This is a genomic window from Desulfobotulus alkaliphilus (genome assembly GCF_007830435.1).
Lineage (GTDB): Bacteria > Desulfobacterota > Desulfobacteria > Desulfobacterales > ASO4-4 > Desulfobotulus > Desulfobotulus alkaliphilus.
This window is the reverse complement of record NZ_VLLC01000011.1, coordinates 1-20,022: the sequence shown is the minus strand read 5'-3', so window position 1 is coordinate 20,022 and position 20,022 is coordinate 1. Positions and strand designations below refer to the sequence as shown.

Below are 20,022 nucleotides of genomic sequence, written 5' to 3'. Positions count from 1 at the left end.
ACACGAAAAGTACGAAATGATCAGGCTGGAAGAGTGAACAAAGAATCTATAACGGTAAGAGTCTTGACCGCGACTCCTGCCGGGAACGAAGGAAAATAACCATGCTGCAAAACAACCCCGAACTCAAAAGCAAGATCGGCCAGCTCTGGGACAAATTCTGGTCGGGCGGCATCTCCAACCCGCTCACTGCCATCGAACAGATCACCTACCTCCTGTTCATGAAGCGGCTCGATGATCTGGATCAGAAGAAACAGGGCGATGCCGAGTGGACCGGCGAGGCCTACACCTCCAGGTTCGAAGGGCAATGGGTACCGCCCGAATACCGCGCCAAAGCAAGGGAAGACGACACCCAAAAAGAAACGGCCAAACGTCAGGCCGATGCCAAAATGTATGAAATCGACAAGCACAGCTTACGCTGGAGCGCGTTCAGACACATGCAGGCCGAGGAAATGCTGCAACATGTGCAGGGCAAGGTTTTTCCCTTTCTCAAGGACATGAACGGCACCGCAAGCAACTTCACCCACCACATGAAAAACGCCGTGTTCATCATCCCTAAACCCTCCCTCCTGGTGGAGGCGGTGAAGACCATCGACGAGATTTTCGAAATCATGGGGAAGGACTCGCAGGAGAAGGGACAGGCCTTTCAGGATATTCAGGGGGATGTTTATGAAATGCTCCTTTCCGAGATCGCCACGGCGGGCAAGAACGGCCAGTTCCGTACCCCGCGTCATATCATAAAACTGATGACCGATCTGGTGCAGCCCCAACTGGGCCACCGCATCGCAGACCCGGCCTGTGGTTCCGGAGGCTTTCTGCTTGGGGCCTATCAGTACATCGTCACCCAACTGGCCATCAAGGCGGGAACCAGTGACCTGAAGCCCGATGAAGACGGTTTTGTTCGAACCTCCGTTGCAGCCGCCTTCGACGAAAAAAGGCAGGCCATCCTGCAAGCCTCGCTCTACGGATATGACATCGACAGCACCATGGTGCGTCTGGGGCTGATGAACCTGATGATGCACGGCATCGACGAACCCAGAATCGACTACAGGGACACCCTTTCCAAGGGTTATCTGGAAGAGGCCGAATACGACATCGTCATGGCCAACCCGCCCTTTACCGGCAGCATCGACAAGGGCGACATCAACGAAAACCTGCAACTTTCCACCACCAAGACCGAGCTGCTCTTTGTCGAGAACATCTACCGCCTGCTCAAAAAGGGCGGCACCGCCTGTGTCATCGTACCGCAAGGGGTACTCTTCGGTTCCGGCACCGCATTCAAAACCCTGCGCCGGATGCTGGTGGAACGCTGCGACCTCAAGGCGGTCATCACCATGCCCAGCGGTGTTTTTAAGCCCTATGCCGGGGTCAGCACCGCCATCCTTCTTTTCACCAAGGTCTGGGGGCCAAAGGACAAGGTGAGCCAGGCGGCCACGGAGCATGTCTGGTTTTATGAGATGCAGGCAGACGGCTATTCCCTGGATGACAAGCGCAGCAAGCAGGAAGGACATGGGGACTTGCAGGATATTGTTTCCCGTTTCCATGCCCGCAATCCCGAGACCGATACCGACCGTACGCAAAAATGGTTTATGGTGCCCCGTGCCGACATCGAGACCGAGGGGTATGACCTGTCCCTAAGCCGGTACAAGGAGGATGTGTTTGAAGAGGTTACGTATGAAAAGCCGGGGGTGATTCTGGAACGCTTGCTGGTGGCGGAGCTGGGGGAAGATTTTGTAAACCACGAAACCCATAAAAAGGTTTTGGAAAGTGTTGAGGGTGGGATTGTGCGGGAACTGCTGGAACTCAGGGAGATGATCGGATGAGCAGTAGCCTACAAAACAGCTTTCCCGATTCCCGTGCAGGAAATCTGCTTCAAGATCTGAAATCCCTGATTGATCAGGGCCGAAAGCAGGCGGTTTCCGCGGTTAACAGTGCGGTAACCATCACCTACTGGCATGTGGGCAAACGCATCAATGAAGAGGTGTTGCACGGAGAGCGGGCGGAATACGGCAAGCAGGTGGTGGTGTCACTGGCCGGGGAGCTGGCAGCACTCTATGGCAACAGTTTTGAGGTCAGAAACCTGAGGCGGATGATGCAGTTTGCTGAGGTTTTTCCAGACTTCGAGATTGTGTCACCGCTGGTGTCACAATTGAGCTGGACGCATTTTACCATTCTGATGTCCCTGCAAAGCAGTGAGGCCCGGTGGTTTTACGCCAGACAGGCAATCGAAGGTAAATGGAGCAAACGGGAACTGCAACGCCAGATTGAGCGCAAGGCCTTTGAACGCTCCGAAATTGCCGATACAAAACGATCCCTGGCCGAGGCGGAGCATCTGAACGGCAGCTTCAAAGATCCTTACTTTCTCGATTTTCTCGGATTGAAAGAGGGGTATCTGGAAAATGAGCTGGAGACCGCCCTGCTCAAGGAGCTGGAGCTTTTCATTCTGGAACTGGGTAAAGGCTTTGCCTTTGTGGAACGCCAGAAGCGGATGATTATTGACGGCGAGGATTTTTACCTTGATCTGCTCTTCTTTCACCGGAAGCTGAGGCGACTGGTGGCGGTGGAATTGAAAATCGACCGCTTCAAAGCCGCCTTCAAGGGCCAGATGGAACTCTATCTCAACTGGCTTAACAAATACGAACGGCAGAACGGCGAAGAAGCCCCCATCGGACTGATCCTCTGTGCGGAAGCAGGCACCGAACAGGTGGAGCTGCTCAACATGCAGAAAGACAATATCATGGTGGCCGAATACTGGACGGAACTGCCTCCCAAAAAACTGCTGGAAGAAAAACTGCACAATGCCTTGATTGAGGTGCGGGAGCGGCTGGCAGAACGGAAGTTGCCCGGAGCTGGGGAATGAAGAAGATGAACCACGGAAGACACAGAAAACACGGAATGGAGATGGTTTTTGGCCACGAAAAACACGAAAAGGTTTGGGAAGGGGTTGAAAACGGGATTGAGCATGAGATATTGGATTTAATAGGAAATATTTGAATGAAACAGAATAAGCTTAGCAATTTGTTTGATTTTCTCCCCAAGTCAAAGGTCAAGGCTGGCGACGGGCTAGATGAAGGCAAGTATCCACTCTATACATCCAGTGAAAAGCAGTCTAAATATCTGGATAATTTTCAGCATGAACGGGGCTGTCTTGTTTTTGGCACAGGAGGTAAGGCCAGTGTGCACTTCACGACCAGTCGTTTTGCTACCTCAACTGATTGCATCACCATACGTCCCAAGCCTAAGGCCAAGATTAAAGCAGACTATGTGTTCCAATTCTTCAAGGGTAATATGCAAGTCCTTGAAAACGGTTTTAAAGGGGCGGGACTAAAGCATATTTCCAAAGCATATCTCTCGGATATTCTAATTCCGTACCCCGAAGAATACCGCGACCAAAAACGCATTGCCCATCTTCTCAGCAAGGTGGAAGGGCTGATTGCCCTGCGCAAACAGCACCTTCAACAACTCGACGACCTGCTCAAAAGCGTCTTTCTGGAGATGTTCGGCGACCCCGTGCGGAATGAGAAGAAGTGGGCCACAGAGCCTCTTGAAAAATTTACAACAATTGAGCGTGGCCGATTCTCACCACGCCCACGAAATGACCCGAAATTCTATAGCGGGGCTTACCCGTTTATTCAAACTGGTGATATTAGTCGGTCAAACGGACGGCTTCGAGAATACACCCAGACGCTTAACGAGCTTGGAATCAAGGTAAGCAAGAAATTCGATGTAGGTACGATCGTAATCGCAATTGTCGGCGCGACAATCGGTGAAACAGCCATTCTTCAAATTCCAACCTATGCCCCCGACTCCGTCATCGGCATTACACCGAGAACAGGAGACAAAGAAACAGAATCAGTTTTTATTGAATTTTTGCTCCGTTTCTGGAAACCCGTGCTCAGAGCCAGGGCACCTGAAGCGGCAAGGGCAAACATAAATATCGAAACATTAAGGCCTTTGCCCGTCATCCGGCCTCTTGAGGATGATCGAAAACAATTCGCCGCCATTGTCGAAAAGGTCGAAGGCCTCAAATCCCGTTACCAGAAAAGCCTCAGCGATCTGGAAACCCTCTATGGCGCACTGAGTCAGAAGGCGTTCAAGGGCGAGCTGGATCTCTCACGGGTGCCCCTGCCCATCGAACCGGATGCGTCCCACAGAAAACCTGCTGAAACAGAGCCTGATATTGCTCTGCCGGAATCTGAAAACCCCTCTCACTTTTTTTCTCCGGCAAAAAGCCATACCAGCAATTTGTCCTGTTTTGAAAAACGCTAACCCATTCTACTGAAATAGCAGAATGGGTATCTTCAATGGTCAGGAAAACAGCCACATGAAATACCAGCCGCCCTACACCATCACCCCGCTGATTGTGACTCTGGTCGCCAAGATCGGCGAGGCCATCGGAAGACTGACCGTACTCACCGATCAGGCGAAAGTCTTGCGGCTGCGGCGCATCAACCGTATTCGCAGCATTCACGCTTCGCTGGCCATCGAGGGCAATACCCTGAGTGAGACGCAGATTACGGCAATTCTGGAGGGAAAGCGGGTCATTGCCCCACCCCGTGAGGTGCAGGAGGTGAAAAATGCCCTGGCAGCCTACGACCGGTTCCATGCCTGGAAGCCCAATGTGGAAAAGGATCTGCTGCAAGCCCATCGGATACTGATGTCCGGCCTGATTGACGAGACGGGTTGCAAATGATTCTGGATACGATCAGCACATCAACCCCGGAAGTCACACAGGAAGTCACCCCGGAAGTCCGGCTCCTCACAATCTTAACCTCCGAAATGACCCGGCAACAGCTCAAAGAAGCCCTTGGGCTGAAAGACAATGAACATTTCCGTAGGGCTTACCTGATCCCCGCCTTGGATGCCGGTCTCATTGAAATGACCCTCCCCGACAAGCCACGCAGCAGCAAACAGAAATACCGGCTGACGGACAAGGGCCGTCTGCTACGGGATTCAGCAAACTGACCCTGCTTGAGGACAGTGATACCTTGCCCAAACCGATTGCAAGCGGAACGTTGGGGAAACTCTCTGAATGGGGATGGCTTGAAGAGGCGTTAAAGCGGAAGGCCAGGCCATAAAGCCGTTCTTCGGAAAACCCGCTTGATTTTTACTTTGCGGCTCTTTATTTAAGGATTTCAAGATAAGGTAAAATGTATCCATTCTTATTGCAGGTTCAAGGCGGGCAGCAATCAGACTCCGGGCCACCGTATCAAACCCTAACCCAAAGGAAGCGAAGATGGAAACCAGACAGTACCTTGTCATTCAAGACCACACCAGCGAATTTCCCGAACCCATTACCTTTAAAAAAGGCGCTCCGCTCACCGTGGGTGAAAAATATGAAGGTCCGGAGGGCTGGGAAAACTGGATATTCTGTGAATCACCCGGACAAAAAGGGGGCTGGGTTCCGGCACAGATTATCGAGATCATCACAGACAAGACCGCCCGTGCCCGTGAAGACTACACGGCAAGGGAGCTGAATGTACAAAAAGGAGAGTTACTGGTTGGCACAAGAGTCCTCAACGGCTGGGTTTGGTGCGAAAAATCAGGTAGTTCCGAATCCGGCTGGGTGCCGCTTGAAAACCTTCAGGAGGCATCTTCGTGAATCGGATTCTACACAACCCAAAGGGACGAGTTCAGCCAAAAAATTTGCAGATTCCGTGCAGAATGAATGGACTCTTTACAGAGCCATGGCACCTGATAAGTCTTGGAATGGAGTAGCCATGATAAAAGAACTGGAACTCATCAACTGGAAAAGCTTCGAAAAAGCAACACTCCATGTTGACCCCCTGACGGTTCTGATTGGCAACAATGCCAGCGGAAAATCAAATTGTCTGGATGCCCTTCTTTTTCTCAATCGGGTCAGTCAGGGGATTGCTATTTTTCCTGCCATTGCCGGAGATGTGAATCTGCCTGCTCTGCGTGGTGGCGTGGAGTGGGTTTGCCGTAAACCTGAAAAGAAATTTCAGCTTTCTGTTACGCTGGGAAGCGATAATGAAAGGGAGGATTACCGCTATGACCTGACCATCCTGCTCAATGGCACAAAGGCCGAGGTTTATGCTGAAGAACTGACCCTGCTCACCTACGGTCCCCGCCGGGAACACCCCAGAGAAAAAATGTTGTTTCAGACCAAGCAGGAAGAATCCAGTTCACCCGGCATCCCCACTTATTTTTCTACGGGAACCCAGGGAAGGGGTAAACGACATGATCTGAACCGTGCCAATATCATTCTTTCTCAGGTCGAAACCCTGAATGTGAAAAAGGAAATTCAGGAAGGTGCGAGACGGGTACTCTCTCATCTGCAGAAAATTTTTGTATTCGACCCCATTCCAAGCCATATGCGGAATTACACACCACTGTCGGAGAAGCTGCTGGCGGACGGCTCTAATATTGCCGGGGTTCTGGCCGGCCTGGAAACGGAAAGAAAAAAGATCGTTGAAGAAACCCTGACCCGCTATCTCAAGGATCTTCCGGAACGCGACATTCAACGCATCTGGACCGAACCCGTGGGAAAATTCAAAACAGATGCCATGCTTTACTGCGAGGAAGGCTGGGAAAATCAGCCAACCCATGAAGTGGATGCCCGCGGTATGTCCGATGGTACCTTGCGTTATCTGGCCATCGTCACAGCCCTGTTGACCCGGGAACCGGGCAGTCTGCTGGTCATTGAGGAAGTGGATAACGGGCTGCATCCTTCTCGGGCGCATTTTCTGGTGGATATGCTCAAGACGCTGGGAAAAGAACGAAACATTGATGTACTGGTCACCACCCATAATCCAGCTTTACTGGATGCCGCTGCCGTAGTGGGTATGGTGCCCTTTATCACCGTTGTCCATCGTGAAGATGCTACGGGATTCAGCAAACTGACCCTGCTGGAGGATATTGATGCCTTGCCCAAACTGATTGCAAGCGGAACGCTGGGGAGACTCTCTGAATGGGGATGGCTTGAAGAGGCCTTGAAGCGGGAGGCCAAGCCATGAGGCGCGTTATCATTTTTGATACCAGTATCCTGTGCGTCTGGCTGGCGATACCGGGGATGGATGTTTGTGGTTCTGCTGAAAACCGCTGGGACAAAAAACGTGTAGCAAAGAGAATTGAGGCCGGTTTTAAGGAAAAGGCTCTTTTTGTGCTGCCGCTGGCAACCCTCATCGAAACGGGTAACCACATCGCTCAGGCTTCCCACAGCCGCAAAGAATTTGCAGATGCTTTGGCGGATTTAATGCGGAAAAGTGCTGACAGTGAAGCACCATGGGCCGCCTTTTCCCAACAATCTGATCTTTGGCTACCGGCAAGCCTGAAAAAACTGGCCGATTCCTGGCCACTTTTAGCTGCCCAACAGATTTCCTTTGGCGATGCCACGATTAAGGATGTGGCCGAACTCTATCATCGCATGGGCTTTACCACGGAAATTCTGACCGGCGACCAGAGCCTGAAAGCGCATGAGCCACTTGTCCCGGTTGCTGTGCCAAGACGGAGACAAGGACGATGATGAAGGTGTCACGTCCCCCCCCCTACCCTTCATGCCGTGGATCAAAGGCATCCCTCACCCCTTCCCCGATAAAAACCAGCAGGCTCAGCATGGAGGCCAGCACGGCAAAGGCGGCAATGCCGATCCAGGGAGCATCCAGATTTTCCTTTCCCTGTGCAAGCAGCTCTCCCAGAGACGGGGAGCCGGGAGGCAGGCCGAATCCGAGAAAATCCAGGGATGTGAGGGTGGTGATGGCACCGTTGAGCACAAAGGGCAGAAAGGTCAGGGTGGCCACCATGGCATTGGGCAGCACATGGCGAAAGAGCACCACCCGGTCCGGAAGTCCCATGCAGCGGGCGGCTTTCACATAGCCTAAGTTCCGGCAGCGCAGCACCTCGGCCCGCACCACATCCACCATGCCCATCCATGAAAACAAGAGCATGATGAAGAGCAGCACAAAAAAGCCCGGCTGCATGAAACTTGAAAGGATGATGAGCAGATAGATCATGGGAAGACCGGACCAGATTTCCATGAAGCGCTGACCAAAAAGATCCACCTTGCCGCCGAAATACCCCTGCACCGCCCCGGCCACAATGCCCACAAGCGTACTGAAAACCGCCAGACAAAGACCAAAAAGCACGGAGACCCGGAACCCATAAAGCAGCCTTGCCAGAATATCCCGGCCATGGTCATCGGTTCCCAGCCAGTTCCCCGCACCGGGTGCAGCAGGATATACCCCCTCCCTTGCAAGGTTCACCGTATGCCATGAAAAGCGCACCGGCGGCCAGAGCATCCAGCCATGGGCCTCTGCCATGGCAATGACCGCTGGGTCCGTGAAATCCGCATCCGTTTCAAAGTACCCACCCAACAGGGTTTCCGGGATCTCAGAAAAAACGGGAAAATACATTCTATGCTGAAAATACAGTACAAGGGGCCTTTCATTGGCAATGAACTCGGAAAAAATACTTGCCGTGAAAAGCGTCATGAAAATCCATAAGGAGATCCATGCCCTGCGGTTGCTGGCAAAGGTTTTCATCCGTCGGCGGGTAACGGCACGCATGGTTCACACTCCCCCTGCATCAAAATGGATTCGCGGGTCCACCAGCACATAGGTGATGTCCGAGAGTATTTTCACAAACAGGCCCATGAGGGTGGAGATATAAAGCCCGGCAAACATCACGGGATAATCCCGGTTCATGGTGGCCTCAAAGCCCATGAGCCCCAGACCATCCAGAGAAAAGATCACCTCGATCATCATGGAACCCGTAAAGAAAATGCCAAGAAAGGTTCCGGGAAGCCCTGCAATGACAATGAGCATGGCATTTCGGAACACATGGCCGAAAAGCACCCGTCCTTCGCTGGCTCCCTTGGCTCTGGCCGTGGTCACATACTGATGGCGGATTTCATCCAGAAAGCAGTTTTTGGTGAGCATGGCAAAACCGGCAATCCCCCCGATGGTCATGGCAAGGATGGGCAGGGCCAGATGATGAAAATAATCAAGCACTTTTCCCGTAAAAGACAGTTCATGGAAATGATCGGAAACAAGCCCCCTGAGGGGAAACCACTCCAGATAACTGCCCCCTGCAAAGATAACGATGAGGATCACGGCAAAGAGAAAGACGGGAATGCTGTTGCAGATCACGATGACAAAGCTGGTCCACACATCAAAGGGCGAGCCGTGGCGCACGGCCTTGCGGATTCCCAGAGGGATGGAAACCAGATAGATCACAAGGGTGCTCCATAGCCCCAGAGACAGGGATACGGGCATTTTCTCCCCGATCATGCCGAGAATGCTCCGGTCTTTAAAAAAACTCTCCCCGAAATCCAGAAGAAGATAGCTTTTCAGCATGGAAAAAAACCGCTCATGCAGCGGCCTGTCAAAACCAAAACGTTTCTCAATTTCCGCCACCAGCTCCGGGGAAATCCCGTCCCTGCCCCGATAGGCGGAAGTGCTGTCCAAAGAGGTTTCCACCATGGAAATGGCATCCCCTTCTGCGCCGGTGATGCGCTCCAGCGCCCGGTCGCCCCTGCCCTCCATGCGGCTGATCACCTGTTCCACCGGCCCGCCGGGAGCCAGCTGCACAAGGAAAAAATTTAAGGCCAGAATCCCCAGAAGGGTGGGAACAAGGAGAAAAACCCTTTTTGCGATATAGGCAATCATGGTGCATCCTCCGCAGATGGGGCGGCTGCCCGGTCTTCTTCTCCGTACCACCATGTGCTCACCCCCCTGCCCCAGGGCGGAGGCCTGTCCGGAGACTGAATGTGGACAGCCCTTGCCAGATATCGGCGCTTTCCCGCACCAAAGGGAATGACATAATGACCGTGGCGCAGTATGCGGTCCAGAGCGCGGACATAGGGGATCATCTCCCGGCGGCTTGCGGCGGAAAGGATCTTTTCTATGAGGCGGTCTGCCACAGGATCGGCAATGCCCATGAAATTCCGCTGATCCTTCCGGTCACGGCTTGCGGAATGAAAGGCCACGGCAAGCTCCCGGCCCGGCCTGTAAGCAGCCCCGAATCCTGCCACGATCATGTCAAAATCGCAGTCCCGCAAACGCCGGGTGTACTGGGGGCCATCCACCATGTGAATCCGCATCTCTATGCCAAGGCGTCCGAGGTTGCGGGCAAAGGGCAGAAGCATGCGCTCCTCCCTGCGGGAATCCGTGAGAAACTGAAACCGAAAAACCTGCTTTGTTTTTCCATGCACCCTTCTGCCCCCTTCCACCACCCAGCCTGCTTCCCTGAGCAGCCTGTCCGCCGCCATGAGACCTTCCCGGTTATGGCCGCTTCCGTCCGTCAGGGGCAGGCTCAGGGGATTTTCCAGTATGCCTTCGGGCAGGGCATCCCCGAAGGATCGCAGAATGGCAGCTTCCCCTTCATCGGCAAGGGGCGGAGCTTTCATGTCTGAATTTTCAAAATAGCTTTCCGTTCTCTCATATTCACCATAATAAAAACGGCGGTTGGCCCATTCAAAATCAAAGGCAAACAGCATGGCCTTTCTTACCCCCCTGTCCGCAAACACAGGCCTTCTGGTATTCATCACAAGGCCATACATGCCCGATGGCTCCCGGTTCTCCAGCGTCTGTTTCAGGATACGGCCATCTTCAAAGCGGGGGCCTTCATAGCGGGTGGCCCAGTTTTTCACGGAAGACTCAAAGCGAAAATCATAAAGCCCTGCGCGGAAGGCCTCCATGGCCACCGTATCATCCCGAAAATACTCATAACGGATGCGGTCAAAATTCCAGCGTCCCCGGTTTATGGGGTGGTCTGCGGCCCAGTAATCCGGCCTGCGGACATAAACCACACGCCTGCCCGCTTCCACCTCCGCCACGGCATAGGGACCGGAACCCATGGGCGGGGTGAGATCCGCACGGCCAAAGTCCTTATCCTCCCAGTAATGGGCCGGAAGAATCTGCAGGCGACCCACCATGAGAACAAGGGAGGGGTTCTGCTCTTCCCGGAAATCAAAACGCACCCGGTTGCCGGAAAGGACGGTTACGGATGCCACGGCCTCGCTGTAACGGCGCAGGGCGGAACCGAAGTGGGCCTGCAGCATTTCCCATGAAAACACCACATCCTCCCCGCGGACGGGGCTGCCATCGGCAAAGCGGGCTTCGGGGTGCAGCTGAAAAATCACATGGGAAAGATCCGGAGGCACATGAATTTCCGAAGCCAGCAGGCCATAGGCCACATCCCGCTCATCCTCGCTTTCCACAAGAAGGGTGTCGTAGATCAGATGAATGCCTTCCGCAGGGCGGCCCTTGAGCAGCAGGGGATTAAAGCTGTCAAAGGTGCCGATGGTGTGGCAGCGCAGCTCTCCGCCCTTGGGCGCATGGGGATTCACGTAGGAAAAATGGGTGAAGTCAGAGGCATAGAGAGGCTCGCCATCCGCACTAAAGGCGTGGAGGGCCAGAGCCGTTCCATGGGGAAGCATGATCAAAAACAGGCAGAAATAAAACAACATACGCAGCACACACATACCCGGGCACCCGATTCTTACAAAACAAAACAGCAGAATGCAGGCACCCGCAGGAGGTGCCGCCACACAAGCAGGCAGACGCAAAGCCTGCCCTGCATCAATCCAGAGCCATCCCCCTCTCCCAACAGGAGAAGGGGATGACCCGGTAATCGCAAAGATCAGAAACGATACCCGAATGAAACCCTCAGGTTCCGGCCAATGCCCGCACCGGAATCCTTGAAATGATAGGCCCTGTAGCTTTCGTCCAGCAGGTTGTCCACAAAGATCCCTGCGGAAAGGCCATCGAGAGAACCGCTCCGGCCTTCCCAGCGGGCAAAGAGTCCATGAATATTGTGGGACTCCCAGGTTTTGCCTTCGGCCTTGAAGGACTCCACAAAACGGCCATGCCAGCCAAGGCGCAGACCCGTTTCCACAAAATGGTAATGGATTCGGCTCTGGAACACTCCGGGGGTTGCCCCGGCCCAGCTGTCTTTGTCCGAAGACTCCCGGTTATCAACCTTCGCATAGGTGAAGAGCATGCCAAAATCACCGATACCGTAGGTGGCTGCCAGCTCATAGCCCTGACGTTTGGCGGATTCAATGTTCACGGTCTGCACAATGCGCTCAAAGGAATGGGGAGGGTCCAGATCTTTCAGGGTTTTGATGCTGATCAGATCCTCAATATCCTCAATGAACCAAACGGCCTTGAACCGAAGGGCATCCCTGTGGCTGAAAAGCCCGTTGCGGCTCACATGCATGCCAAACTCCCGTGTTTTGGCCGTTTCCGGCTTGAGGTCCGGGTTGGCCAGCACCCGAATGTGTACGGGAGGATTCATAAAATCCAGCTCCGTGTACATCTCACTCACCAGGGGCGGGCGGAAGGCTTCGGCATAGCTGGCATAAAACCCAAGGCTCTCCAGAGGATTCCAGCTTAGGGAAACCCGTGGGTTCAGGCGGGAGTCACTGCCGTCACCGGCATCGGAACGTTTGCCACTGCGGTCAAACCAGGTATAGCGAAGCCCGGAAATGATAAGAATCTTTCCATCCGCCAACGCCATCTCATCCTGAATGAAAAGTCCGCCGTCCCTGCCTTCTCCGGGAGGATCGGCCCAGCTGTCCGTCTGGGGTGCATATTCATCCTTATAGAAATCCCCGCCCACCACCACCCGATGACGTGTGGGGCCTGCCGCAAAACGCATGGCATTCTGCACATCCACACCGGAAGAGGTAAATTTCAGGCCATTTCTGACATTATTAAACTGATCTTCTTTCCGTTCAGAATGCATGAGGGTCATGCGGGTATCCACCCACTGGCTGCCGGGATCCAGCTCCAGCGCGGCAAGAAAGCGATTCTGCTCGCTCTCGTACCAGCTCCCCTCATCCGGATATTTGTAGGCCTGCTCATAGCGGGATGCACTGAAACTCACCCGCCTGCCTTCATCGGGAATCCAGGAAGCCTTCATCAGATGCTGCTGCCTGTCTCCGGAAAGACGGGTCTTGGCCCTGTCCGGATCACTGGATGTATAGGAGCCGTAATCCCTGTATGAGGAAAAAGCCAGAAGATCCGCATCCCCGCTTCTGCCATAGGCCATGAGGCTCCCGTCCCGGCTGCTGTCCGCCGTGGAGGCCCCCGCACGCAGAGAAGCGCCAAAGGACTGGCCCGGCCGCAGCAGATCTGCCGCATCTTTGGTGGTAAAGGCAATAACACCGCCGATACCGCCTCCGCCGTGCAGGGTGGAGGCCGGTCCCCTCACCACTTCCACGGCCTTGAGAAGATCCGGGTCCAGCAGAATGGTGGTCTGGGCATCCCCTGCCTTCTGCACATAATTTTCCCTTGCCCCGTCTATTTTAATGATGGTCTGGCTTTCGGGAAGACCCCGCAGGGCAGGCTGACGGCTGTGTCCCGTTCCCCCTGAAATGTCCACACCGGGCAGGGTGGAAAGAATATCTGTGATATCCCCTGCTCCCCTGTCCTTGAGGGCATCCCCCTCCAGACGATCCGCCGAAGCAGGAAGCCGCAGAAGATCACTTTCCGTGCGGGTGGCCGTGACCACCACCCCATCCATTTCCAGATCCTTGGGCCCATCCGCCATGGCAAAGGGAGGCAGAAAGGCCAGTGTTATCATCCATACCGCCCATTTTTTACAAAACATCCCGTACTCCTTACCGATTTTTAAAGGGTGAAAAGGCCATGATCCACTGCTGCATCCGGGCAGGATAATCCATGGGTTCGCCGCCGCTCACATGGGGAAGGGCAAAGAGGGCAAGATCCCGCAGGGCAGGAACCTCCAGAAGCGCCCTGTCTTCGGCCAGCTCTCCATGGAGAAGCCCCAGCCCCACCTGGGCATCACCCGTGAACACCAGCACATCGGGCCGCACGTCTTTCAGGGCAAGGAGGCTCTGCAAGACTTCCGGCCCCTCACCGGACACAAGGGATCCTCCCACCTCCTCGCAGCCCATGGGCCGGAGAAGATGCTGACAGCAGAAGGTGTCCGGGCCTTCGGCAACCAGATAGTGCTGGCCCGTTTCCGGATGGACCATGCCAAGGAAAACCGCCACCTTCAGCCCAAGGTTCCGGGGCATGGTTTCCGCAAGTCCGGCCATTTTCTCCCCGTATCCCTTAATCAGCCTTGCCCCTTCCTTCTCCCTTTCAAAAATTCTTCCCGCGTCCATCACAGCCTTTTCAAGCCCCTGCGTAAAATCCACCACATCCACCCGATAGCCCTCCTGCCGGAGTTCTTCCTCCATGGAGGCGGGATTCATGCCAGACCAGCCCGGCCCATCCGGTCCGTCCTTTTCCAGCACAATCCAGTTCACGCCCATGCGCTTGGCTGCGGTATACAGCACCCTTCGCTTATCCCCCATGATGCACCGGGTGCATTCCAGCTGGGGGATACCGGGGAATATTCTTTCAATCTGGGGAATCTGGGAGGTCACCATGCCCCGGCCCAGAATTCCCAGATGCCGGGCCACATCCGAAAGTTTATCCCCTATCAGAATCACATCCGGCATCCTTGCTCCGCTCATCATACCCTTCTCCTTCGTTCATCCGTTAAAGTCACATTTCCGAAGGGCTGTAGTGCAGGGTACATGCCACAGGCTAAATATATTTTAACTGCCTAAAAAATAAGGCCACACCATTTTCTTCATGGAAAATGGAATCCGGTGAATGGGAAGAATACTGCCCACTCCCCATTGATCCACATGGAAAAACGTTTTCAATCCAGACATTTATTTGTTTTGGGAAGAAAAATTCCCGCAATGGGATTCTTTCTTCCCAATGCCATGCCGCTGCATCTTGGTATAAAGACTCCTCCGGTCTATGCCAAGAATCCGCGCAGCCTCACTTCGGTGGAAACCCGTTTCCTCAAGGGTTTTCCGAATCACCGCCGCCTCCATCAGGGCCATCTGCTCCTGCAGGGTTCCGCAGGCAGGCAGAACCGTAGCAGCCCTGACCCCAAAGGCCTTCCCCCGCTCCGGAAGATCAAGGGAGTGCAACAGGCTATAACGCCGGATCACATTGCAAAGCTCCCGCACATTGCCGGGCCAGTCATGGGCCATGAGACGATGGAGTTCCGCCGTTCCCAGAGGCGGTGTACCGGGCAGACTCTCCAGAAAATGGCTGACCAGCAGGGGGATATCCGCCTTTCTCTCCTTTAAGGAGGGAACATGAAGGGGCACCACATGGATGCGATAAAAAAAATCTTCCCGCATTTTTCCCTGCCGTACCCATTCTTCCAGATTCCGGTTGGTCGCCGCAAGGATACGAAAATCCGGGTGACGGATTTCCCGGCTGCCCACGGGACTAAAGCCCCCTCCTTCTATGGCCCGGAGAAGGCGGGTCTGCATGGAAAGGGGAATTTCTCCGATTTCATCCAGAAAAAGCGTGCCGCCGTGGGCCTTATCCAGAATGCCCGGCTGATCCCGGTCTGCTCCGGAAAAGGCCCCTTTTCTGTAACCGAAAAACTCGCTTTCCATGAGGTTTTCCGGAATGGCTCCGCAGTTCACCGGAACAAAGGCCCCGTTCCTGCGCGGACTCTGATCATGGATGGCCCGGGCCAGAAGCTCCTTGCCCGTACCCGAAGCTCCGTAGAGAATAACGGCGGCATCGCTTGCCGCCGCCTGCTTCACAAGCCGGAACACGGCCATCATCTCCGGTGTCTGCCCAATGATACCGGGAATGACGGGAGCTGGCGCAGGGCTGTCTTCCCGGCAACGCAGGCGGCCAATCTCTTCCCTGAGTTCCCTTTCCATGGTTTTGAATGCCGTAAAATCCGTTACAAAACCTTCGGCACCAAGCAGATGGCCCTTTTCATCGTAAACGCCCTCCCCCTGATCCCACACCCATCTGTCTGAATGCAGAAGGGAGTTGACCCGGTACACCAGCTGGTAAGGCTCCTTCCGGGCCAGCGCCCTTTCCAGAGATTCCAGAACATGGGGATAGCTTTCCTCATGCACCATATTCCCAAGGCAGGTGACCCCGGAGCGGATTTTTTCCCAGGCCAGATCCCCGAAAAGACGGCGGGCACCTTCACTGGCATAGGTGAGGGTCCAGAATTCATCCCTTCGGCGATGATAGGCCATGCCGGGCAAACTGCGCATCAGAACCGAAAATTTTTCTTCCGGATGATCCGGCAGAAGGCTTTGATTTTTTTGAAACGGCTTTTCTGCCATAGTTACCTTCCTTTCCAGAAAGGTGTTTTTCAGAATGTACTTTTTTTGTCAAACCTAAAATAATAATACCGGAACACCCACCCACGAATACGGCTTTCTTCCGGTACCATTCTGATCAGACCATGGGGTTCCCTGCCCTTCACCACTTTTTTCCGGGCCAGACCAAAACGGGAGTCTCCACCCCAAAGGTGGAACCTCCCGCAACTCAGGCCGGTGATTGCATGGCAGAGGCCAGATTGCCAACAGCAAAAGCCCTGGTTTCCTCGTGCCTGTTCAGTAAATACCCCGGTTCAGACCATCCCGTATGGCAGAAATAATTTTACTGCCCCGGATCGTAGCACCGGAAAATCCATCCACATCCGCCACCACATTTCCCGGATTGTAGAGATCCAAAACGGCACTCAGCGGCTTTCCTTCCAGATAGGCCAGCACCATTCCATGCTGATGCAGAACGGGCCAGTCCCCATCGCCCTCTTTTGCACGCCTGTAATCCTTACCCTTATACTGCAAATGCCTGAAGGAAAGCTTGGTCAGAAGTCCGTCTTTCAGATGAAACTCAATGCTGATCTGCTGCTCCCCGCCATCGCCATACACGCCCCTGTACCGGCCATCGGGGTGGATCTGCAGGGCTGGGTCCACCGCCCTTTTTGATGTGCATCCCATGCCAAGCATGGCCGCCAGCATGAGAACCATGGCTGCAATCAAGTATTTTTTCATGTTTTTCCTCTTTTGCTCCATATTGTTAATGGTATCCGCTTTCTTATCCGCCCCAGCTCTTTCACCCCGGAAAAAAGGATGAAAAAAGTTTGACTAGACTAACACTTTTCAAAAGGAAAAATCAAGGCTTTTTTTGTGAGGATTGGCTTGTGCGGGGTGTGTGGGTGGTGAGGGATAATGTATTGTGGCTGGTGGGGGTTAAAGAATAGAGAGGAAAAAACTTGCCTTAATGGGTGGGGTGGGCTATGGAAATTGGATCGTTTTTCAGGTGCTGTGGGAACTGCTTTTTGATGGGGATTTTTACAGGGGCTGGAAATCTGAAATGGGTGGTTTTCTGTCCAGCATGATACATACGGGATTATACGGTTAGGAAAGTATTTTTTTGTGGCTTTTTTTGTCTGGGGGGCTTTTTAAAAAAATGGTGGTTGTACGGAACCACACAATAATATGTTATGTGAGGAAGTAATGGACGAAGCAGCTCTAGCAGAAACAATCGCAAAGCAAGTCGTAGCAGATACCCGATTCTGGATCGCGCTGATTGGTCTTTTGGGCGGAATAGTTGGTGCACTGCTGACCCTCTTCGGAAATGTTGTTCTGCATTGGCTGAAGGAAAAGCCAAAGAGGGGACTCGACAAGAAGAGAGAAGCAATTCTCGCTGAGATGCTTGACGACAACCGCTTTCCAGAAAAATGGAGAAACCTCAGTACACTTTCGGCGGTAATCGGAGCAGGCGACGAAGAAACCAAACGGCTCTTGGTTGAAATCGGAGCTAGGGGCTCCGAAAACGCAGATGGCAAATGGGGTCTTATCAAAAACCACCCTTTTCCTGGGCCGCAATGACAAAATCACATAACAACTGCTTCGAGTCCGACGGCTTACCCTTCCGCTGCGCTTCAGGGCAAGCCGCGGCTCAAGCAGAACGTTATGCACAAGTAAACTATTCACGCACAATACAACTGATTAAAAAAGAGGTTTTTAATGACATCGTTAGAAAATATACCAGTTAAATATTCTGATTTAGTAAGCGAAATAGAAACGGGACAAGTCAAAATTCCTCAATTTCAACGCAAATTTGTTTGGGGAATTAAAGCCTCTGCAAAACTACTGGATAGTATAATTAAAGGATATCCTATTGGAACATTTATTTATTGGAGAACTAATGAACGTTTAAGATCTATTCGTAATCTTGGAAATATTATGCTTCCTGAGCCAAAAGAAGGAGAATATATTAATTATGTTCTTGACGGGCAACAACGGTTAACATCCTTATTTGCCTCGTTGAAGGGGGTGCAAATTACTGATGATGACGGAAAAATATTTGATTATTCGAAAATATTTGTTGATTTAACAGCAAATGAAGATGGCGAAATCATCGTTACTGACATAACTGATATGGAACCAAACACTTTTATCAAGGTAACAGAATTGATGGAAGGTAGCCTGACAATGCTCGCTTCATTTCCTGAAAAATACCATTCCATATTGGAACAATATAAAAAGATTATTCAATCTTATACTTTTTCTGTGATTAATTTAAAAAATGCACCCATAGATGTGGCTACTGAAGTTTTTACACGATTGAATGTCGGCGGTAAAGCATTAACCCTATTCGAGATAATGGTTGCCAAGACTTATGACGCAAAAGAAGAGTTTGATCTTTCAGAAAAATATGATCAACTTAAAGAAGAGTTGAGTATTAGCCAATATGATACAATTCCATCATCAACAGTGCTACAAGTAGTTGCAATACTACTTGAAAAAGATTGCACTAGAAAACAGATATTAAAACTCGAAAAACAAAGATTTATAGATATTTGGAATGAAGCGACTGATTGTATAAAAAAAAGTGTCGATTTTTTCAGGGGTTATGGCATTGTTGTAAGTCGTATTCTGCCCTATAATGCGCTTATTGTTCCATTCAGTTATTTTTTCTATCTCCACAAAAAAAATCCGATAGGAAGTATGAAGAAAAGATTGGAAGATTTTTTCTGGCGGGCATCATTAGGGTTCAGGTATTCATCAGGGGTAGAAAGCAAAATAGCGCAAGACATTGAAAAGATCGAGGCGATTATTAACGGTGAATTGCCAAAATATGGCTGGGCAGTTACTATTGATGAAGAATATATTGAAAATAACGGTTGGTTTAGCACAGGCAAGGCTTTTGTCAAAGCGATTCTTTGTCTGTATGCGAAACAAAAACCTAAATCATTCGACAATAACCTTGACGTGATTATGGATAATAGCTGGCTAAAAATAGCATCAAGCAAAAACTATCATCACTATTTTCCAAAATCCTGGCTCAAGAAAGAATTTAAGGATTGGGATTACTTCTATGTAAACCACATCGTCAACATAACGATCGTTGACGATTTTTTAAACAAACGAACGATAAAAACCAAATCCCCTGGGGTTTACATGAAAACATTCCAGAAGCATAACGATGAATTGGAAAACACAATGAAATCTCATTTAATTGATATTGCAAAGGATGGGGTTTGGGATAATGATTACGATAAGTTTTACCGCGCAAGATTAAAGCGTATTTCTAAAGCACTAAATAAATTTATTATTCCCCAAGAGAGTCTTTCTGAAACACCATTAGAAGTATATGAAGATATCGAAGAACCCGAAATTGAAGGTATTGAATGAAACTACAGCCGACGCAAAAAGCCGCGCAGCGGAGTAGCGGCGTTAAATTGGGCACTGGGCTCACACCATTCCGGCATACAATATAGTGTGATTTTAATCGCCAGCAAACCACCTCATATTGTGGATTTTTTGTTGATTGGATCGGTCTGAGCCCAGTACCTTAAATTGCTAAGCATTCAATAAGGAGTGACTAGATATTTTATGCAACCACAGGACACCCAGTGCGCCGGGATAAGCTGGCATGAGATTGGAGGTGCAAGTCCTCTATCCGGTAAGGTGTAGCGAACCGCCGGAGCCCCGAGTCATGGGCTGCTGCTCGTGAGGGTAGTGGTTAAGCGTTGACAGGGGAACACACAGGCTCGGTATTGAGCTCCGAAATCAGGGTTGGGAATGCTGACCGTGTTGGGTGAACGGGAAGGCAAAACTGAATGCTGCGTCAACGCAAGTGGCAGGCAGGTTCCCCGGAGTCGCTGACCCGGTGCATGTGTGGATGTCTCATGAACGGAACCCGGGAGGCCTCACTCAGCGGTACATTAAGAGTAACTGACAGCTCCAAGGTAAGT

At 52.0% G+C, this 20,022-nt stretch carries 18 protein-coding genes; 11 read left to right on the top strand and 7 right to left on the bottom strand.

The window, feature by feature from the left end; genetic code table 11:
- Nucleotides 1–101: 101 nt before the first annotated feature.
- The 9 genes from LZ24_RS08040 (at nucleotide 102) to LZ24_RS08010 (ending at nucleotide 7,483) form a co-directional block, all read left to right on the top strand.
- On the top strand, nucleotides 102–1,820 hold the full coding sequence (locus tag LZ24_RS08040; protein WP_144684365.1) for a type I restriction-modification system subunit M: 1,719 nt from the start codon (nucleotides 102–104) through the stop codon (nucleotides 1,818–1,820).
- Nucleotides 1,817–2,857, top strand: coding sequence for a PDDEXK nuclease domain-containing protein (locus LZ24_RS08035; protein WP_144684363.1), 1,041 nt, complete (start codon nucleotides 1,817–1,819; stop codon nucleotides 2,855–2,857). Before LZ24_RS08040 ends, LZ24_RS08035 begins: the two co-directional genes overlap by 4 nt.
- Entirely contained in the window at nucleotides 2,854–2,991 is a 138-nt protein-coding gene (locus LZ24_RS17190) for a hypothetical protein (protein WP_186443002.1), read from the top strand. The genes LZ24_RS08035 and LZ24_RS17190 overlap by 4 nt, the downstream gene beginning before the upstream one ends.
- Entirely contained in the window at nucleotides 2,992–4,266 is a 1,275-nt protein-coding gene (locus LZ24_RS08030; RefSeq protein WP_222427582.1) for a restriction endonuclease subunit S, read from the top strand. It abuts the gene before it with no gap.
- Nucleotides 4,267–4,321: 55 nt separating this feature from the next.
- Nucleotides 4,322–4,690, top strand: a complete 369-nt coding sequence (locus LZ24_RS17835) for a Fic family protein (RefSeq protein ID WP_246118555.1) — start codon at nucleotides 4,322–4,324, stop codon at nucleotides 4,688–4,690.
- Nucleotides 4,687–4,962 carry a Fic family protein gene (locus tag LZ24_RS17830; protein WP_246118554.1) on the top strand — a complete coding sequence of 92 codons (276 nt, stop codon included), beginning with the start codon at nucleotides 4,687–4,689 and terminating at the stop codon, nucleotides 4,960–4,962. The genes LZ24_RS17835 and LZ24_RS17830 overlap by 4 nt, the downstream gene beginning before the upstream one ends.
- A gap of 271 nt (nucleotides 4,963–5,233) precedes the next feature.
- On the top strand, nucleotides 5,234–5,599 hold the full coding sequence (locus LZ24_RS08020; RefSeq protein WP_144684361.1) for an SH3 domain-containing protein: 366 nt from the start codon (nucleotides 5,234–5,236) through the stop codon (nucleotides 5,597–5,599).
- A 118-nt stretch (nucleotides 5,600–5,717) separates the two neighbouring features.
- Nucleotides 5,718–6,974: an AAA family ATPase gene (locus LZ24_RS08015; protein ID WP_144684359.1), complete on the top strand. Its 1,257-nt coding sequence runs from the start codon at nucleotides 5,718–5,720 to the stop codon at nucleotides 6,972–6,974.
- Nucleotides 6,971–7,483, top strand: coding sequence for a hypothetical protein (locus LZ24_RS08010; protein ID WP_144684357.1), 513 nt, complete (start codon nucleotides 6,971–6,973; stop codon nucleotides 7,481–7,483). The genes LZ24_RS08015 and LZ24_RS08010 overlap by 4 nt, the downstream gene beginning before the upstream one ends.
- 22 nt (nucleotides 7,484–7,505) lie before the next feature.
- On the opposite strand, the gene LZ24_RS08005 is transcribed toward LZ24_RS08010, so the two are convergent.
- The 7 genes from LZ24_RS08005 to LZ24_RS07975 form a co-directional block, all read right to left on the bottom strand.
- Nucleotides 7,506–8,522 carry an ABC transporter permease gene (locus LZ24_RS08005; protein ID WP_144684355.1) on the bottom strand — a complete coding sequence of 339 codons (1,017 nt, stop codon included), beginning with the start codon at nucleotides 8,520–8,522 and terminating at the stop codon, nucleotides 7,506–7,508.
- A 3-nt stretch (nucleotides 8,523–8,525) separates the two neighbouring features.
- Nucleotides 8,526–9,623 carry a microcin C ABC transporter permease YejB gene (locus tag LZ24_RS08000; protein ID WP_144684353.1) on the bottom strand — a complete coding sequence of 366 codons (1,098 nt, stop codon included), beginning with the start codon at nucleotides 9,621–9,623 and terminating at the stop codon, nucleotides 8,526–8,528.
- Nucleotides 9,620–11,440 carry an extracellular solute-binding protein gene (locus LZ24_RS07995; RefSeq protein WP_144684351.1) on the bottom strand — a complete coding sequence of 607 codons (1,821 nt, stop codon included), beginning with the start codon at nucleotides 11,438–11,440 and terminating at the stop codon, nucleotides 9,620–9,622. The genes LZ24_RS08000 and LZ24_RS07995 overlap by 4 nt, the downstream gene beginning before the upstream one ends.
- Nucleotides 11,441–11,598: 158 nt before the next feature.
- Nucleotides 11,599–13,572 carry a TonB-dependent receptor domain-containing protein gene (locus LZ24_RS07990; protein ID WP_144684349.1) on the bottom strand — a complete coding sequence of 658 codons (1,974 nt, stop codon included), beginning with the start codon at nucleotides 13,570–13,572 and terminating at the stop codon, nucleotides 11,599–11,601.
- Between the two features lie 10 nt (nucleotides 13,573–13,582).
- Nucleotides 13,583–14,449 carry a TroA family protein gene (locus tag LZ24_RS07985; RefSeq protein WP_144684347.1) on the bottom strand — a complete coding sequence of 289 codons (867 nt, stop codon included), beginning with the start codon at nucleotides 14,447–14,449 and terminating at the stop codon, nucleotides 13,583–13,585.
- Between the two features lie 201 nt (nucleotides 14,450–14,650).
- Entirely contained in the window at nucleotides 14,651–16,093 is a 1,443-nt protein-coding gene (locus LZ24_RS07980; protein WP_144684345.1) for a sigma-54 interaction domain-containing protein, read from the bottom strand.
- Between the two features lie 273 nt (nucleotides 16,094–16,366).
- The gene (locus LZ24_RS07975) at nucleotides 16,367–16,810 is read right to left on the bottom strand and encodes a hypothetical protein (protein ID WP_144684343.1); all 444 of its coding nucleotides are present in this window, start codon (nucleotides 16,808–16,810) and stop codon (nucleotides 16,367–16,369) included.
- A gap of 465 nt (nucleotides 16,811–17,275) precedes the next feature.
- On the opposite strand from LZ24_RS07975, the gene LZ24_RS07970 reads away from it, so the two are divergent.
- Together LZ24_RS07970 and LZ24_RS07965 are read left to right on the top strand one after the other, a co-directional pair.
- Nucleotides 17,276–17,650, top strand: a complete 375-nt coding sequence (locus tag LZ24_RS07970; RefSeq protein ID WP_144684341.1) for a hypothetical protein — start codon at nucleotides 17,276–17,278, stop codon at nucleotides 17,648–17,650.
- A gap of 138 nt (nucleotides 17,651–17,788) precedes the next feature.
- Nucleotides 17,789–19,459, top strand: a complete 1,671-nt coding sequence (locus LZ24_RS07965) for a DUF262 domain-containing protein (protein ID WP_144684339.1) — start codon at nucleotides 17,789–17,791, stop codon at nucleotides 19,457–19,459.
- The last annotated feature ends 563 nt before the right edge of the window (nucleotides 19,460–20,022 follow it).

What these genes read in the sequence shown, in the direction of transcription:
- LZ24_RS08000 (WP_144684353.1), bottom strand. Translation starts at nt 9,623, where the DNA reads ATGATTGCCTATATCGCAAAAAGGGTTTTTCTCCTTGTTCCCACCCTT.
- LZ24_RS08015 (WP_144684359.1), top strand. Translation starts at nt 5,718, where the DNA reads ATGATAAAAGAACTGGAACTCATCAACTGGAAAAGCTTCGAAAAAGCA.
- LZ24_RS08020 (WP_144684361.1), top strand. Translation starts at nt 5,234, where the DNA reads ATGGAAACCAGACAGTACCTTGTCATTCAAGACCACACCAGCGAATTT.
- LZ24_RS07970 (WP_144684341.1), top strand. Translation starts at nt 17,276, where the DNA reads ATGGACGAAGCAGCTCTAGCAGAAACAATCGCAAAGCAAGTCGTAGCA.
- LZ24_RS17835 (WP_246118555.1), top strand. Translation starts at nt 4,322, where the DNA reads ATGAAATACCAGCCGCCCTACACCATCACCCCGCTGATTGTGACTCTG.
- LZ24_RS07980 (WP_144684345.1), bottom strand. Translation starts at nt 16,093, where the DNA reads ATGGCAGAAAAGCCGTTTCAAAAAAATCAAAGCCTTCTGCCGGATCAT.
- LZ24_RS17830 (WP_246118554.1), top strand. Translation starts at nt 4,687, where the DNA reads ATGATTCTGGATACGATCAGCACATCAACCCCGGAAGTCACACAGGAA.
- LZ24_RS07990 (WP_144684349.1), bottom strand. Translation starts at nt 13,572, where the DNA reads ATGTTTTGTAAAAAATGGGCGGTATGGATGATAACACTGGCCTTTCTG.
- LZ24_RS08040 (WP_144684365.1), top strand. Translation starts at nt 102, where the DNA reads ATGCTGCAAAACAACCCCGAACTCAAAAGCAAGATCGGCCAGCTCTGG.
- LZ24_RS07965 (WP_144684339.1), top strand. Translation starts at nt 17,789, where the DNA reads ATGACATCGTTAGAAAATATACCAGTTAAATATTCTGATTTAGTAAGC.
- LZ24_RS08005 (WP_144684355.1), bottom strand. Translation starts at nt 8,522, where the DNA reads ATGCGTGCCGTTACCCGCCGACGGATGAAAACCTTTGCCAGCAACCGC.
- LZ24_RS08035 (WP_144684363.1), top strand. Translation starts at nt 1,817, where the DNA reads ATGAGCAGTAGCCTACAAAACAGCTTTCCCGATTCCCGTGCAGGAAAT.
- LZ24_RS07975 (WP_144684343.1), bottom strand. Translation starts at nt 16,810, where the DNA reads ATGAAAAAATACTTGATTGCAGCCATGGTTCTCATGCTGGCGGCCATG.
- LZ24_RS08030 (WP_222427582.1), top strand. Translation starts at nt 2,992, where the DNA reads ATGAAACAGAATAAGCTTAGCAATTTGTTTGATTTTCTCCCCAAGTCA.
- LZ24_RS07995 (WP_144684351.1), bottom strand. Translation starts at nt 11,440, where the DNA reads ATGTGTGTGCTGCGTATGTTGTTTTATTTCTGCCTGTTTTTGATCATG.
- LZ24_RS07985 (WP_144684347.1), bottom strand. Translation starts at nt 14,449, where the DNA reads ATGATGAGCGGAGCAAGGATGCCGGATGTGATTCTGATAGGGGATAAA.
- LZ24_RS08010 (WP_144684357.1), top strand. Translation starts at nt 6,971, where the DNA reads ATGAGGCGCGTTATCATTTTTGATACCAGTATCCTGTGCGTCTGGCTG.
- LZ24_RS17190 (WP_186443002.1), top strand. Translation starts at nt 2,854, where the DNA reads ATGAAGAAGATGAACCACGGAAGACACAGAAAACACGGAATGGAGATG.